This is a genomic window from Pseudoalteromonas sp. S3785, assembly GCF_005887365.1.
GTDB lineage: Bacteria > Pseudomonadota > Gammaproteobacteria > Enterobacterales > Alteromonadaceae > Pseudoalteromonas.
Genome location: NZ_PNCT01000003.1, coordinates 128,524 through 142,526, shown reverse-complemented (window position 1 = coordinate 142,526; position 14,003 = coordinate 128,524). Strand labels below are relative to the sequence as shown.

Sequence of the window (14,003 nt, the reverse complement as noted above, 5' to 3'; positions counted from 1 at the left end):
ATGGCGGAGTGGACGGGACTCGAACCCGCGACCCCCGGCGTGACAGGCCGGTATTCTAACCAACTGAACTACCACTCCGCATTTTCGTTTCTGCTTAGGTCTCCCTTTGCAGCGGCGTGAATAATACGAATCAGCCCCTACTTCGTCAAGGGCTTTTTTGTTTTTTTACAGGTTTTTTAGTCATCTGACATCGAAAGGTTTAAAATTTCACCTGATTTGTCACTTTTTGAGCCATTTTTGCCGACTTGATTTTTTTCTGCCTCGGCATCGTGCTCACTGCCTACTTTCTTTTTGTTTAAAAAAGGGAGTTTAAAGTTAAATTTGATTGGTTTTTTCTGTACGAAAATACGAATTGCTAACCAGCCTAACAATAAAATGAGCAAATTACAGCCCGCGATTAAAATCACTAATGTAGAAGTGGCCATTTTTTCTTCAACGGGCTCTGTTTCCAAAGGGAGGTTTTGATCAATCAGCGTAGCTGGGTCTATTTCGGGCACTGCTTCTATGGGTCTTTCTATCTCAAACTTGTACGTTGGTATTGTGGCCATAAACTCACGCCCGTTTATATTAGTACCAAAAACAGACAGTTCAACGCTGTATCTTCCCCAATCATAGTTTTTAATTGCCAGTTGTCGTGTATCACCTGCTTGCGCGTCAATCGTAAACATTTGCTCTTCATTGTTAGGGTAATAAATTTTCCCCTGTACAATAACGGTTTCGGGTTTAACTATGCGGCTATCTATATTAATAGTTAGCAAGTGCTCATCGGTATCAAGCTCTGCCAACGCTATTTCAGGTTTAAATGGCGGTTCATGCACAATAATAGGCTCTTGCACAATACGTCGTTGTAGTAAAGGAGTGGCTATGTAGAGCTCTGGCGTCCACTGCCCTGCTGGAAAGTCTAATTTAAATTCGCCAGTAAACACCCCATCTTTAGGACGCTCGTCAAAGCCGCGCCCATCGTCTTTAAATTCGGCAACTTCTTGAATGCCGGCACCAAAGTTTGCGTAGCTTTCATCGTTGGTGCTTACAAAGTCAACGTTAAGGCTTACCACATCTTTAAATAAGTTTGCATCGATAGGCTCATCATCATTTAAAATTTCGCCCGTTATTTTTATTGTCTCACCTCTAAACAGCATAGGGGGTAACGGCTGTGCTTTTAAAGACACCTCCCCCAAAACCACAATGCGGCTGTCGGGCAAAATACGGCCAATAACTTGCCATGGGCCCGCCATCGGTTTTTTTATGGTGATTAAATCGTAACTAAGCTCATCAAACCAATCAAGATTGGGATCTTTAACGGCGTTGGTGGCAAAGTATTTGCTGCCATCGGGCCTAACTAAAATAACCGCAGGCGACCCTGGCTTTCTAAAAAATAGTAAGGTTATTTCGTCTAATTGGCTGTCTATACGAAAACGGTTATCTAGTAGCGGTATTTCATTTTGTTGGCCGTCGCGTTTGAGCAGCTCTACTTGCTTAACGGCAAACGCACTGGCGCTAAACAGCGAGGCGGCGCATAGTGCAGTTATAAAATACATCGTTTTCATAGTTGGCCTTATTCAGCGCGCCATAAACAGTGGCCGCCTTCTTTGTTTACAAGATCGAGTCGTGCTTCGTGTGCGCTTTGCTCTGCGTCGTTTGCGCGCAATACAACCAAAGGTGCTCGGTTACTACTTAGGCGCCTTATGCCGCCAGCTTGTTGCTCGCTGCCGTCATCTTTATTTTGGTTTAAGTTTAGCTTGGTTTGCCCACCAGTCATGGCAAGGTAAACATCGGCTAAAATTTCAGAATCCAGTAACGCGCCGTGTAAGGTCCGTTTGGCGTTGTCTATGTCATAACGACGGCACAAGGCATCTAGGTTATTCTTTTGACCAGGATGCAAGTCACGCGCCATTTTAAGGGTGTCGAGAACTTGGCAGTACTCGTGCGTATTTGGATAGCCTTGGTTAAGCAGCGCAAACTCGTTATCCATGTGGCCAACATCGAACGGGGCGTTATGTATTACAAGCTCTGCGCCTTTAATGTAGTCAAAAAACTCTTGCGCTATATCGCGATAAAGTGGTTTGTCACGTAAAAACTCATTGGTAATACCGTGAACATCTATTGCTTCTTCTTCAATGCTGCGCTGTGGGTTAATGTAAACATGAAAATTATTTCCGGTTAGACGTCGGTTTACTAATTCTACACACCCAATTTCTATTATGCGGTGCCCCTGTTTGGGGTCGATGCCGGTGGTTTCTGTATCTAAAACTATTTGTCTACGTGCCATATCGAATTTAGCCTGACTCTGGTATCTTTCTATAATCACTTTATTGTACATAATATCAAGGTAAAACAGTGCAAAAAACCGTAGAGATTTACACCGATGGCTCATGTTTAGGTAATCCGGGCCCGGGTGGTTATGGTATTTTTATGATTTATAACGGCCACGAAAAAAAATTAAGCCAAGGGTATAAGCTCACCACGAACAACCGCATGGAAATGCTCGCAGCCATTGTTGCCCTTGAATCACTTACCCGCCCTTGCACAGTTAACCTCACCACAGATAGCCAATATGTTAAGCAAGGCATTGAATCGTGGATTGCAAATTGGAAAAAGCGAGGCTGGCAAACATCAGCAAAAAAACCGGTTAAAAATGTCGATTTATGGAAACGCCTAGATAGCGCTTGCAGTGAGCACGCGGTTACATGGAAATGGGTCAAAGGGCATAGCGGACATAAATATAACGAAATAGTTGACGATTTAGCACGTGACGCAGCAAGCAGTAGTAATCTACTTGATGATGAAGGCTATCAGCCTTAACCCGTTAAAGCTTACGCACTTTTTAATGTCATGAATGTTAGGTTTATCGAGCCAATAAAAAAGTGCGTCTTACTTTCTTTAACTATTATTATTTTTTTGCTCACACTGCTTAAAGTGCTGTTTTGAGGTTTGCCTAAGCCCTGCCCCTTTTACGGGTGAAAACTGCGGCCTTGCATGCCACTTAGGTTTTATAGGCGTAAGCGGAGCTACGCGTTTTCGCGCCACCAGCATGTACACACTCCCCATAGGTTTTAAATACTGTTTGGCAAAACTGCGCCAAAATGCAAACCGCGAAAGTCTGTTACCACGCGCAAGAGATGAGTAAATAAAGCGCTCATCGCTAATAATTTCAAACCCCAATAAATTAAGCCAATCTTTTACCCGCGCAGGCGTAAAAAAACGCCCCGTCCACGGCAGTTTTTGGCCGCTAAAAGGCAACATTTGCGCCAATCCACATAAGCTAAACGGATTAAATCCGGTAATAACAATGTAACCACCGGGTATTAGCGTGCGGTGCGCCTCGCGTAATATGTGATGAGGGTCTGAGTGGTACTCTAAGCAGTGGCTTAAAATACACGCATCCACACTGTGCTCATAAAAAGGCAACTCGTCTATATCGGCTATCACACCTGTGTAAGGCCCCTCTTCGGCAACACATACTTGGTGCTTTATAGTGCTTACACTGGTATTAAGCTCGCCACTTAAATTCCCCAATTTAAGCATATGGTAGCCAAACATACGTGGCAGCCATTGATCCATTTTTTGTTCAATGTCAGCACGTAAATAGTCCCCATGAGGGAACTGCTGCCATGACAGCGGTTTGGGTCCTTCTTGAAAACTAAGGGCTGGTTTCATTTTTATAGCTCGTTATACTAGGTGTTATCTGTCACTTTATAGAGCAAATTAATATGGTGCAAGTTAAAGCAATTAAAGCCTTTTCTGATAATTACATTTGGTGTTTAACTACCCATAATAGCGACCTAGCATGGGTGGTTGACCCTGGCGACGTTCAGCCCGTTATGGCACATTTAGCAGAGCATAATTTACAACTTGGTGGTATTTTAATTACCCATCATCATAGCGATCATACCGGTGGCGTAGCCGAGCTTCTAAAACAGTTTCCAAGTATTGCCGTGTACGGCCCTATAAACAGTCCTTTTGCGGGAGTCACCAACACTCTGGTTGATGGCGATAGCATTGAGGTATTGGGTGTGCGTTTTAATATTATTACTACCCCAGGCCATACGCTTGATCACATTTGTTATACTCATGAAGAGTTGGCCTTTACAGGCGATACGCTTTTTAGTGGTGGCTGTGGGCGATTATTTGAAGGCACGCCAGAGCAAATGTGGCACTCGTTTAATAAACTGCGTGAGCTACCTAAAACCTGCAAAGTGTATTGCACCCATGAATACACACAAGCCAATTTAGCATTTGCAAAAGCCGTAGAGCCGCGTAACCCTGAACTACTCCAATACAGCGATAAAGTAGATGCACAGCGTGCTAACAACGAAATTACACTGCCAAGTACAATAGACCAAGAGCTAAAAGTTAATCCATTTATGCGCAGCGACCTACCGACAATTACAGAGTTAATTCCAAAAGAGTTTGTGTTGGTTACAAAAAACAATGAACCCTGGGAAAACTTTGCCAGTCTGAGACGATTCAAAGACAACTTTTAGTTAAGATATGTTGACCTGCTGTCATTAATTTTGCAGCATCGTGGTTAGGTATGACCTAGATAAAACCATTGGTTTAAAAATAGCGAATGGTTTTATCAACATGTTAAAGTTGGTCGTTAAGTGGCAATGTTGACTCATAACGGGTAGTATTCGCCGAGTTTTTTTACCTGATGTATTGGTATATATGAATAAATCTCCTCTATTAATTGCCTTGGCGCTTGCGCTAAGTGGTTGTCAAACTTTAACAACCGTAGATTCAGACGCACAAGCTGCTACCCAAGCAAATAAGCGCTTAGAAGGCGCAAGCCCTAACGATATTAACAATGCATTGATGGTAAACGCACAATATCAACACGTTGAACAGAGCGAAGACGCCCCCATTTTTGACGATGTGTGGGAGCGTATTCGCTACCAACTGTCTATTGAAGTACCGCAAAACCGCCCTGTTGTTACTGAGCGTAATTACTATGCACGTCATCAAGCTTATTTAGATCGCATTTCAAAACGCGCAGAACCTTACTTACACTTTATTGTTGAAGAAGTAGAAAAGCGCGAAATGCCTATCGAAATCGCGCTTTTACCTATTGTAGAGAGCGCGTTTGACCCATTTGGCTACTCTAATCGCAGTGCTTCGGGTATTTGGCAATTTATGCCAGCCACAGGCGAGCGTTTTGATTTAAAACAAAACTGGTGGTACGACGGCCGACGCGACATAGTGCAATCTACGCGTGCCGCTCTTGATTACTTATCGTATTTACACAAAACCCTTGAGGGCGATTGGTTAAACGCCATTGCGGCTTATAATTCAGGCGAAGGGCGTTTAATGCGTGCGATTAAGAAAAATCGTAAAAAGCATTTACCCACCGACTTTTGGTCTTTGGATTTACCTAGCGAGACCACCGCGTACGTACCAAAACTTTTAGCCCTTGCCGATTTATTAAAACGCGCTGATGAGTTTAATGTAAAGTGGAAGCCGGTTATCAACGCGCAAGTTGTAGAAGTGGTTGATGTAGGCTCACAGATAGACTTAGCGCTGGCCGCTGATATGGCTGATATGACCCTGACTGAGCTATACAGGTTAAACCCTGGCTTTAATCGCTGGGCGACCGATCCTAACGGCCCGCACTTTTTATTGTTACCCAGCGATAAAGCTGAGCAGTTTAGCCAAAAGCTGGCACAAACCGATGTTAAAGACCGTTTACGCTGGCAACAATACACTGTGGCGCGCGGTGATAGCCTATCGGTTATTGCTAAAAAGTTTACCACCAGCACCAGTGCTATTCGCTCGCTTAATAAATTAAAGTCAAACACCATACGTATTGGCCAACAGTTATTAGTCCCCTTAACCGATGGGGCAATTAATAGCGAACATTTACCTAAGCAAATGCGTTTAGCCGCTAATAAAGCCACCCGTACAAAGCTGTCGCACACGGTTAAAAGTGGCGACACCCTGTGGGACATTAGTCGTGAATACGATGTCACCATGGATGAGCTGGCCTCGTGGAATAAACTGAAGAAAAACGCAGTGTTGCGCTTAAATCAAAAGCTCACTGTGTATAAATCAGCGAGTAAACCACAAGCAACTGCAAGTACTAATCGTACCATTACCTACAAAGTACGCCGTGGTGACTCGCTTGCACGTATTGCGTCTAAATTTAATTTAACCGTAAACGAAATTATTAAGTGGAATAACTTAGCCGGCCAAAAGTATTTACAACCAGGCCAAAAGTTAAAGCTTAAGGTTGATGTAAGAAGTAGTTAACCCACGGTTTAATAATTAAAAAAAGGAGCGCATGCGCTCCTTTTTTGTTTTGTGCATATAATACCAATCCGCAATAGTACTTAATCATTTTCAGGGACTAAACGTGTCACTATCTGCGTTAAAAAAATCTCATTTACAACTGCATGGATGCAGAAGGTAGAGCAATGCAGGAACAATTGCCGAGAACAACTAAATCGCGAATTTTTTGCTTTGCTATCAACACGTTTATCCATCCTCAAAATAGACCACTTAATTATGTGGATTGGTATAAAGCAGTTTACTAAGCTGGTAATTTTTCAAGCCATGCTTTTAACCAAGGCTCTGCGACAGGCCATGGCTCAAAGTCTTCACAGGCATCTATTTCTAAACGGTTTCCTACCGGCTTAGCTTGCAAGTCACGTAGTAGCTCATCAAAGCTGCGCCCTGCACCGCAAAACGTATCGCCGTAGCATCTATCGCCCATGGCTATAACACCAAATGGCTTATCAGTTAGCATCGGAAATGTACTATTCATAGCAAAGTAGAGCCCTGCTAAATTGCTAGGTACATCGCCCTGCCCTGTGGTAGAGGTAACAATTAATATATGTGAGGCGTTTTTTATATCATCAAGTGAGGCCTCACTAATAACGCTCGCAGTGTGCCCCGCTTTTTCTATTGTATTTGCAACGTCGTAGCTTAAACGTTCTGCGCCGCCGTTAACGCTGCCTACAAAAATACTAATATGTGCCATTAATAATCCTTTTCTTGCTGTGGCCAACCTAGTTGCTTACATATACTAAGCATGTCTTCACCTAGTGGCGCTTTAATTACGATGGGTTTATGCGTATAAGGGTGCACAAAGCTAAGCTGCGTTGCAAATAACATTAACCGCCTAAGTGCAAAATGCTCCCTAAAAAATTGATTATGCTGATTATCACCATGATTTACATCACCAATAATAGGTATTGATAAATGATTAAGGTGGCGCCTAATCTGATGCTTTCGCCCAGTTTTTGGAAAACACTCTACGAGCGAGTAACGCACCGTGGGGTATTTACCAATAGGGATGGGTAGCGTGGCTTGATGCAGACAATTAAATTGCGTTTGCGCCGCTTGTGGCGCTTTATTTTGCGTAGCAAATTTGTCAGCTATTTTATCAAGCTCTTCTTTTAATGGTTTATCTAAAAATACCGATTCAGGTGCAAAACCACGTACAAGCGCTAAATAACGTTTTGTAATCGTGCCTTCAATAAAAAGCGTGTTCATGTCTCGGGCGGCTTCTGAGCTTAGCGCAAATAACAGCACACCTGATGTTGGTCTATCTAGCCTGTGCACCGGAAATACATGTTGCCCTAGTTGGTCGCGCAGCATCTGCATTGCAAACTGCGTTTCGTGTTTATCTAAAAAAGAGCGATGAACCAATAAGCCTGCGGGCTTATCTATGGCAACAAAGTAGTCGTCTTGATAAAGAATATTAAGCTCGCCGTACGCTATAGGTTCTCCCTTTTCAGTCATGGGGTTTACCTAAAAAAGCATCAAACTCACTAAGTAACGCGATAATTTCGCCGCTGCCGGTTTTACCCACTAACGCCATTTCAGCCATGGGCGCAATAGCAAAGTTTTGTGGTAATGGTTGGTTAAGCGTTATTAATTGCTGCATTTTTTCAATAAATACAAACTGTAACCATTGCTCAAATGCCATAGTATCGTGACAAAACGGCACTTGAGATTGTAATTTATTTGCCTCTATTGGCGTGATTTGCCACAGCTTATGTTTTTTTAAAAGTGTGCTTAATTGGTTTAAATAAGCCTGCGTTTGTTGATACATAACCACTCTTCTTTTTACGTTATGGGGCAATTATACCCTGTTCCCTCAATGCCTGCTATGGCGTATAATTGAGGTAATTTTGCAGTAAAAACAATTGAGATAACGATGAGCGAACACATAGCGACACTTGGCCAACTTTTAGATGGCGCCGGTACACAATGGCGTGCTTTTGATATTGGCAGGCATATTACTAAGCTTGATAAAAAACAGTTTTTAGCTATCGAGCAAGCGCAAGTTCCTTATCCTTATCCGCTTGCAGGGCATGCATGGCTGGCTATTCAATTTTGGGATAGCAAAGCAAGTAAAGAACCTTATGTGTGGTTTTTAAAATTTCCACTTGATGAGCAAAGTAAATTAGTGAGTGCGAGCCGCGATCATTTCGCTAATATGGTTATTGAAGCCCTTGGCAGCGAAATTACCGGCGAGCAAGCCGATGGTAAGCTAGATAATAACCCTTATGTGTTTACCCCTAATGCAAATAAATTAGCGGCTTTTAACGCCCAACTTAAAGTATTGTTAAAGCAGCCAGCCTCTAAATATTACGAGCATACGCAGCTGTACTTTAGTGGTGATTTAGGTTTTGATGATTGGCAAAGCGTTGCGCTACAAGGTATTGCCGATTTTGCACTGCGCCTAAATCTCGACAACAACTTAGCAAACTTGCAAAACGCTTGGCCGCATTTACCACTTGAAGTATTACAGCCTTTGAGCGCTATGCTTGAACATGTAGAAATACCGCCATCACTCAGTGAGCTTTTAGTGGCCTATGGCCACACAGCCATTGAAAATAACGATACAATTGCACTGACTGCCGCACTGCGCTCACTTTCAAAAGGCCAAGCGCAAGGGCTGTGTACACAACTAGTAGATGCTGCATTAAGCTCATCTCTTAGTACTGATTCAGATGTACTTTTAACAATTGCAGGGCGTTCTTTTGCTCAACTAGAAGAGCCTGAGCGCTTACATATTTTTATGGATAATTGTGCGCACCACCAGCAAATTGCCGAGCTATTTCCCAGTATATTTGCTGATTTAGTTGCAATACCCACTATACGCCCACACTTATTAGGCTTATTACGTAAAGAAAATCGCAGCGAAACGCTCGCTCGCGCAATTGGAAGGTTGTTTTCTTAATGGCTACTTTGTGGACGTTTATCGCTATTGGCGCTGTAATATACTTATTTTGGCTAAACCGAAAAGTAGCAGAAGCTGCTAACAGTCATGCTGCGCGCCAAGCTGAACAATTACAGGTTCAGTTAATGAGCGTAGCGTGCACAAAGCGCCGCTTTGGCATTTTAAAAAATGGCAAACCGGGGATCAAAAGCGAATTTATGTTTGAGTTTTCAAGTGATGGCGAAAATGCCTATCAAGGTATTTTAATTATGGAAAATGAAATGCTAAAAAGTGTTGTTGTGCCGCCACACAAAATTTAACGCTAATCGTTAAAACCGGTGGGGTTAAAGTGAAACCACTAAAATAAGTTAATACATAAAACTAAGGCGTAACAAAAGTTACGCCCCACTCTTACAGCATCCTGCTTGTTATCCTTGACCCAAAATCCGTATTATCATCCCCTGAACGAGTAAACAACCCTATTTACCCTCAACATTGCATCCTGCAAAATCCATAACCATCCTGGCTAACCCACGTAAACTAACGCTTGGCTACTTACTGTAGCATCATCCTTGGTCATCCTTTTAAGTAGCTCCTGCCACTTTAAATGCATCCTGCATTTTCCACTTGCCGCCTTGGCCATCCTGCGTAAACTAACGCTCCTGCTACTTCCTGTAGCCTCATCCGTAAATATCCTTAAGTAGTTCCAACTACTAAGCGCTTCATGCACTTCCTAGTTCGTCCTTGCGTCCTTTTTAACTTGTCCTTTATGCTTCCTGCTAGCATCTGCTATGTTGCCTATTCCGTATCCTTGGCAGTAGCTTAGTCATTAAGCTATGTCGTCTTGACATGTTAAATTCTACGCGAGTTTGGGTTTCATCCTACTAGGTAAACTAAATTAATTTTGCGTAATATATATGAAAAAATATAAAACCCTATACCAAACAAAAACTTACCTTATTAAAGCTGCATTTATGAACGACCGTAACTGATAATGCGCACGTCAATGTAAGATATATCTCACGGGCATATGTCCGTAATGGCGCTTATCGCTTACCTGCCTATTTTGCATAAGGTTTAAAAAGAAGCTCTCCAGATACTTTATTAAAGGCAAGTGCTTTATAGGTGCTAAATCCTTCTGATTTAAAAAACGTATTATGCTCTTGGCGTGTAACAAAAACGGCAAGCCCTTTGGCTCCTGTGTTTTTAGTTGCTAAATCATCCAAGCCTCGCAACAGGTAACGCCCAAGCCCGTGGCTTTGCACGTGCGGGTCTACCGCAATAAACGCTAAATAGTAGTAATCGCCAATCTCATTAAGCGCAGCGCGTATTGTTTGCTCTTTTTCTATTAGTTGATTGGTTTGCAAATACCCTGCACTGAGCATTAACTTTAAGCGCCAATGCCAATAACGCTCTGGTTGTAATTGGCTGCTTGACTCAAATACACACGCGACCGCTTTTAATTTATCATCGCGGTACAAGCCTATTAATGGCAGCTTTTCTTGCCAAAAAGCACTGAGCTCTTCGCGTATCACTGAGCGTAATTTTTTCTCGTAGGCAGCCATATTATGTTGATCATAACCTAATAAATTTTGCAGTAGCGGATCATCATGATAGGCCTGATAGATTAAACTCCCTGCCGTGCTTATATCTTCAGGGGCGAGGTATTGTACGCTTAATGTGTGCTCATTAGAGGTGACTGTCATTGTGTATCCTTTTTGCTTTTCTACCCTCAACGTTGCCAGTTGTTTACCGCATGTAAGATGGTTGGTAATTGTATGGCGAAAATGTTTATCTATACTACACGTTAACTATATACCTAAAGCAAAAATACCGTCAATTCAGCGAGAGTTTAACTAGCAAAGCCTATAGTCTGGCTCTAAGCTTGGTTTAATTTAATCAGATGGAGTAATAATATGGATACGACAAAACACGATATGAAAACGTTGTTTGCACAATTGGGTTTACCTAGCTCAGAGCAACAGATTGACGATTTTATTGCTTCTCACTCACTAGAAGACACAACGCTTTTACAACATGCTCCTTTTTGGGATGAAGCACAGCAGCATTTTTTAGCAGAATCGCTAGCAGAAGATGGCGCGTGGAGCGAAGTAATTGATGAACTTGATGTGAGGCTTCGCCAAGAGGGTAAGTAATCCCCCCCTCTACTTATACCAAGGCTTTATGCGCCTTGGTATTGTTGCTACTATAGCACCCGCGCAACAAACACTTGCTGCGCATATATATTAAAGAGTTACAAATCTAATGAATGCAGTTGTATTTGATGCAATTAAAGTCCTTCTTGATGAAGGCAAAACCCCTACTGTTGCCCTAACTAAAAGCCGTTTAGCACAACCTGTGCCTATGCCGGTTATTATTGCCGCAGTAAGCCAATATAAAAATAATCCTGATTCAATTCATAATTTAATGAAAAACCCTGAGCAGAGCATCGTTGAGCCTAAAACATCTCAACTCGATCGCATTGAGAAAAAACTCGATAGGTTGCTAGCCCTGTTAGAGCAAAAATAATTTGAGACTATAAATGTTCGTTGTTGATTTAACGTTTGACTGCTACCAAGACACTACCCTAGAACACGCCGAGCAAGCCATTAACCGGTTAGTTAATGCACTGCGTTTTAACGGCCAAATTATGGGGGAAGAATTCCCAACTGTACTAAAAGATGGCTACTTTATTACCCGTGTAATGTGCCCAACCGAAGACGCCATGCACCCATTAAATAATAGCCCTTTTGTAAAACACAGTATTGAGAAGCTGCACAGTGCTGGTTTGCTTGCCCCTAAAATAAAAGTGATTGGCCAAGACATTCACTCAAACGGTGCCGATACCTGTAAATCGCCCTCAAGCTATATTTTATACACAACCTATGTGCATACCTGTAGCCCACTGTATTGTGGTGATGACTTTTTACCTGTGCCATTGTTTACTATTCCCGCCATTGCAAATGGGGACTATAAAACACTCATAAAATGGCAAGAAGATTGGCAAGCCTGCGATCAAATACAAATTAATGGCGCTACGCGGTGTGAATTTCCCGCGCTTGAAGAAATATCAAGCACAAAAAGTGACTTATATCGCCGCGGTAAAGACATTGCTAAACGTATCCGTTTTTTAACTCAAAAACCGGTTTATTATTATTTATACCGTGTAGGTGGTGTCGATAAAGCCTCAGAGCTTGAGCGTAAATGCCCTAGCTGCAATAGTGAGTGGAAACTGCCAGAGCCGTGGTTTGGGTTATTTGACTTTAGATGTGAGCCATGCGGGTTGGTATCTAATGTTTCGTGGGATTTTCAGTAACAAACTAATAGGTGCCAGTAGTGAGTTAAACTGGCACCAACTTTTTACACTGTTAACGCTTTTAAAAATGATTCTATATTGGGTGCAAGTACATGATGCGGCTTTTTACCCACGTACTCTAAACATACCTCACCGGTATTTACCTGCACGGTAACCAGTAGGTCATCTTGCTCAGTTAAACCAATAAATAGGGTTTCTGGCTGCTTTAACTTTCGTTTCATTAAGACATGGCCAGTAATATTTTGTTGCAGCAGGTCAAAATCATCTTTATTCCACGCTTGTAATAACTCAACACGGTGGCCTTCTATGCTGGCTAAAATACTGCCGCCATACATGTGCCCATAAAACTCATCAAACCCTGCAGGGAAGCTCAGCTCAAGTGCGTTAGCTAAATCTGATAACGAACCTGCGGGAGATTGCAAAGCACTTTTCCATTGAATATTGCCTTGGGCGTCTACTTCGCCAAATTCACACGGGCTAGGCCATTGCTCATCGTGTGCCATAAGCGGGTATTTAGCGGTGTTTTTAACGGTTTTTCCACAAAATTGTGTGTGAAGTTGGGCCATTTGCATTGCAACAGACATACTGCGAAACTCATTTAAATTAGATATAATCCATCTATTGTAACTATTTAAGAGCAAACATGACAGATTACAGCAATTCTCCAGACCTTAAAGGTAGTGTATTAGGGCAGTCTACTGAATACGTAAATGTATATTCGCCTAGCTTACTTTTTCCTATTGCCCGCAAGTTAAATCGTGATGCTTTAAATATTGACGAAGCCGAGTTGCCCTTTAAAGGCCAAGATATTTGGACAGGTTATGAGCTTTCGTGGTTAAACGCTAAAGGTAAACCACAGGTTGCCGTGGCTTTATTTACTTTTGCGTGCCAAAGCAGCCATATTATTGAATCTAAGTCGTTTAAACTTTACTTAAATAGCTTTAATCAAACCCGCTTTGAAAGTATTGAGGTAGTAAGACAGCATTTAATTGAAGACTTATCAAATGCGGTAAATAGCGATGTAGCGGTAACTTTATACGCACCTGATGAGTATAACTGCTTACCTTGCACGCCATTACCTGGGCAATGTATTGACGATTTAGATATTGAAATAGATAACTACGATATTGACGCCTACTCACTTAAATCAAAAAGTGACACCCAAGTAACTGAGACCCTGCACAGCCATTTACTTAAATCTAACTGCTTAATTACCTCGCAGCCTGATTGGGCCAGTATAATTATTCGCTACACTGGTGAGCAAATATGCCATGAGGCACTCTTGCGCTATTTAATTTCATTTAGAACGCACAATGAGTTCCATGAGCAATGTGTAGAGCGTATTTATAGTGATTTAACCACGCAGCTAAATATTAAAGAGCTTGAGGTCTATGCGCGTTATACACGCCGCGGTGGGCTGGATATAAATCCGTATCGTTCAACGCACTATAACGATACGCCGTTTGCGGTAAAAATTAATCGCCAGTAATACCAACCGACTTAAATATCACTATAAAAAAA

17 protein-coding genes and 1 tRNA gene are annotated in these 14,003 nt (G+C 42.2%); 9 read left to right on the top strand and 9 right to left on the bottom strand.

Going from position 1 to position 14,003, the window contains the following annotated elements; all coding sequences use genetic code 11:
* Nucleotide 1: 1 nt before the first annotated feature.
* The 3 genes from CWC17_RS01150 to dnaQ all read right to left on the bottom strand — a co-directional run bounded on the left by CWC17_RS01150 (nucleotide 2) and on the right by dnaQ (nucleotide 2,269).
* A tRNA-Asp gene (locus CWC17_RS01150) sits at nucleotides 2-78 on the bottom strand.
* A 98-nt stretch (nucleotides 79-176) separates the two neighbouring features.
* Nucleotides 177-1,547, bottom strand: coding sequence for a TIGR03503 family protein (locus CWC17_RS01145; RefSeq protein ID WP_138611866.1), 1,371 nt, complete (start codon nucleotides 1,545-1,547; stop codon nucleotides 177-179).
* An 8-nt stretch (nucleotides 1,548-1,555) separates the two neighbouring features.
* A complete protein-coding gene (dnaQ, locus tag CWC17_RS01140; protein WP_138611865.1) occupies nucleotides 1,556-2,269 on the bottom strand; it encodes a DNA polymerase III subunit epsilon in 714 nt (237 codons plus the stop codon).
* 68 nt (nucleotides 2,270-2,337) lie between these two features.
* On the opposite strand from dnaQ, the gene rnhA reads away from it, so the two are divergent.
* Nucleotides 2,338-2,802 carry a ribonuclease HI gene (gene rnhA / locus CWC17_RS01135; protein WP_138611864.1) on the top strand — a complete coding sequence of 155 codons (465 nt, stop codon included), beginning with the start codon at nucleotides 2,338-2,340 and terminating at the stop codon, nucleotides 2,800-2,802.
* A gap of 78 nt (nucleotides 2,803-2,880) precedes the next feature.
* Here the strand turns inward: rnhA and CWC17_RS01130 are convergent, their stop codons facing one another.
* Nucleotides 2,881-3,657 carry a class I SAM-dependent methyltransferase gene (locus tag CWC17_RS01130; protein ID WP_004585979.1) on the bottom strand — a complete coding sequence of 259 codons (777 nt, stop codon included), beginning with the start codon at nucleotides 3,655-3,657 and terminating at the stop codon, nucleotides 2,881-2,883.
* Nucleotides 3,658-3,710: 53 nt separating this feature from the next.
* On the opposite strand from CWC17_RS01130, the gene gloB reads away from it, so the two are divergent.
* The gene (gene gloB, locus CWC17_RS01125; protein WP_138611863.1) at nucleotides 3,711-4,484 is read left to right on the top strand and encodes a hydroxyacylglutathione hydrolase; all 774 of its coding nucleotides are present in this window, start codon (nucleotides 3,711-3,713) and stop codon (nucleotides 4,482-4,484) included.
* 184 nt (nucleotides 4,485-4,668) lie between these two features.
* Nucleotides 4,669-6,246, top strand: coding sequence for a lytic transglycosylase (locus CWC17_RS01120; RefSeq protein WP_138541647.1), 1,578 nt, complete (start codon nucleotides 4,669-4,671; stop codon nucleotides 6,244-6,246).
* 280 nt (nucleotides 6,247-6,526) lie between these two features.
* Here the strand turns inward: CWC17_RS01120 and CWC17_RS01115 are convergent, their stop codons facing one another.
* From CWC17_RS01115 to CWC17_RS01105, 3 genes are read right to left on the bottom strand one after another with little or no spacing between them, the layout of a single operon-like run.
* Nucleotides 6,527-6,976, bottom strand: coding sequence for a flavodoxin (locus CWC17_RS01115; RefSeq protein WP_138541648.1), 450 nt, complete (start codon nucleotides 6,974-6,976; stop codon nucleotides 6,527-6,529).
* On the bottom strand, nucleotides 6,976-7,740 hold the full coding sequence (truC, locus tag CWC17_RS01110) for a tRNA pseudouridine(65) synthase TruC (RefSeq protein ID WP_138541649.1): 765 nt from the start codon (nucleotides 7,738-7,740) through the stop codon (nucleotides 6,976-6,978). The genes CWC17_RS01115 and truC overlap by 1 nt, the downstream gene beginning before the upstream one ends.
* Nucleotides 7,733-8,053: a YqcC family protein gene (locus CWC17_RS01105; RefSeq protein WP_138611862.1), complete on the bottom strand. Its 321-nt coding sequence runs from the start codon at nucleotides 8,051-8,053 to the stop codon at nucleotides 7,733-7,735. Before CWC17_RS01105 ends, truC begins: the two co-directional genes overlap by 8 nt.
* A gap of 105 nt (nucleotides 8,054-8,158) precedes the next feature.
* Here CWC17_RS01105 and CWC17_RS01100 point away from each other — a divergent pair, with 105 nt between their 5' ends.
* Together CWC17_RS01100 and CWC17_RS01095 are read left to right on the top strand one after the other, a co-directional pair.
* Nucleotides 8,159-9,187, top strand: a complete 1,029-nt coding sequence (locus CWC17_RS01100) for a DUF3549 family protein (RefSeq protein WP_138611861.1) — start codon at nucleotides 8,159-8,161, stop codon at nucleotides 9,185-9,187.
* Nucleotides 9,187-9,486: a DUF3301 domain-containing protein gene (locus tag CWC17_RS01095; protein ID WP_004585972.1), complete on the top strand. Its 300-nt coding sequence runs from the start codon at nucleotides 9,187-9,189 to the stop codon at nucleotides 9,484-9,486. Before CWC17_RS01100 ends, CWC17_RS01095 begins: the two co-directional genes overlap by 1 nt.
* 741 nt (nucleotides 9,487-10,227) lie before the next feature.
* Here the strand turns inward: CWC17_RS01095 and CWC17_RS01090 are convergent.
* A complete protein-coding gene (locus tag CWC17_RS01090; RefSeq protein ID WP_138611860.1) occupies nucleotides 10,228-10,872 on the bottom strand; it encodes a GNAT family N-acetyltransferase in 645 nt (214 codons plus the stop codon).
* 210 nt (nucleotides 10,873-11,082) lie between these two features.
* Here CWC17_RS01090 and CWC17_RS01085 point away from each other — a divergent pair, with 210 nt between their 5' ends.
* From CWC17_RS01085 to CWC17_RS01075, 3 genes are all read left to right on the top strand, one after another.
* Nucleotides 11,083-11,322, top strand: coding sequence for a DUF2789 domain-containing protein (locus CWC17_RS01085; RefSeq protein ID WP_055013909.1), 240 nt, complete (start codon nucleotides 11,083-11,085; stop codon nucleotides 11,320-11,322).
* Nucleotides 11,323-11,431: 109 nt separating this feature from the next.
* The gene (locus tag CWC17_RS01080; protein ID WP_004585969.1) at nucleotides 11,432-11,695 is read left to right on the top strand and encodes a hypothetical protein; all 264 of its coding nucleotides are present in this window, start codon (nucleotides 11,432-11,434) and stop codon (nucleotides 11,693-11,695) included.
* Nucleotides 11,696-11,708: 13 nt separating this feature from the next.
* On the top strand, nucleotides 11,709-12,482 hold the full coding sequence (locus tag CWC17_RS01075) for a Zn-ribbon-containing protein (RefSeq protein WP_055019239.1): 774 nt from the start codon (nucleotides 11,709-11,711) through the stop codon (nucleotides 12,480-12,482).
* A gap of 44 nt (nucleotides 12,483-12,526) precedes the next feature.
* Here CWC17_RS01075 and syd read toward each other — a convergent pair whose 3' ends face one another.
* The gene (gene syd, locus CWC17_RS01070; RefSeq protein WP_138611859.1) at nucleotides 12,527-13,066 is read right to left on the bottom strand and encodes a SecY-interacting protein; all 540 of its coding nucleotides are present in this window, start codon (nucleotides 13,064-13,066) and stop codon (nucleotides 12,527-12,529) included.
* 59 nt (nucleotides 13,067-13,125) lie between these two features.
* Here syd and queF point away from each other — a divergent pair, with 59 nt between their 5' ends.
* Nucleotides 13,126-13,971 carry an NADPH-dependent 7-cyano-7-deazaguanine reductase QueF gene (queF, locus tag CWC17_RS01065; protein ID WP_138611858.1) on the top strand — a complete coding sequence of 282 codons (846 nt, stop codon included), beginning with the start codon at nucleotides 13,126-13,128 and terminating at the stop codon, nucleotides 13,969-13,971.
* The last annotated feature ends 32 nt before the right edge of the window (nucleotides 13,972-14,003 follow it).

Bases quoted from the DNA above. Each gene is read 5' to 3' on its own strand.
- CWC17_RS01145 (WP_138611866.1), bottom strand. From the start codon at position 1,547: ATGAAAACGATGTATTTTATAACTGCACTATGCGCCGCCTCGCTGTTT.
- dnaQ (WP_138611865.1), bottom strand. From the start codon at position 2,269: ATGGCACGTAGACAAATAGTTTTAGATACAGAAACCACCGGCATCGAC.
- CWC17_RS01130 (WP_004585979.1), bottom strand. From the start codon at position 3,657: ATGAAACCAGCCCTTAGTTTTCAAGAAGGACCCAAACCGCTGTCATGG.
- gloB (WP_138611863.1), top strand. From the start codon at position 3,711: ATGGTGCAAGTTAAAGCAATTAAAGCCTTTTCTGATAATTACATTTGG.
- CWC17_RS01120 (WP_138541647.1), top strand. From the start codon at position 4,669: ATGAATAAATCTCCTCTATTAATTGCCTTGGCGCTTGCGCTAAGTGGT.
- CWC17_RS01115 (WP_138541648.1), bottom strand. From the start codon at position 6,976: ATGGCACATATTAGTATTTTTGTAGGCAGCGTTAACGGCGGCGCAGAA.
- truC (WP_138541649.1), bottom strand. From the start codon at position 7,740: ATGACTGAAAAGGGAGAACCTATAGCGTACGGCGAGCTTAATATTCTT.
- CWC17_RS01105 (WP_138611862.1), bottom strand. From the start codon at position 8,053: ATGTATCAACAAACGCAGGCTTATTTAAACCAATTAAGCACACTTTTA.
- CWC17_RS01100 (WP_138611861.1), top strand. From the start codon at position 8,159: ATGAGCGAACACATAGCGACACTTGGCCAACTTTTAGATGGCGCCGGT.
- CWC17_RS01095 (WP_004585972.1), top strand. From the start codon at position 9,187: ATGGCTACTTTGTGGACGTTTATCGCTATTGGCGCTGTAATATACTTA.
- CWC17_RS01090 (WP_138611860.1), bottom strand. From the start codon at position 10,872: ATGACAGTCACCTCTAATGAGCACACATTAAGCGTACAATACCTCGCC.
- CWC17_RS01085 (WP_055013909.1), top strand. From the start codon at position 11,083: ATGGATACGACAAAACACGATATGAAAACGTTGTTTGCACAATTGGGT.
- CWC17_RS01080 (WP_004585969.1), top strand. From the start codon at position 11,432: ATGAATGCAGTTGTATTTGATGCAATTAAAGTCCTTCTTGATGAAGGC.
- CWC17_RS01075 (WP_055019239.1), top strand. From the start codon at position 11,709: ATGTTCGTTGTTGATTTAACGTTTGACTGCTACCAAGACACTACCCTA.
- syd (WP_138611859.1), bottom strand. From the start codon at position 13,066: ATGTCTGTTGCAATGCAAATGGCCCAACTTCACACACAATTTTGTGGA.
- queF (WP_138611858.1), top strand. From the start codon at position 13,126: ATGACAGATTACAGCAATTCTCCAGACCTTAAAGGTAGTGTATTAGGG.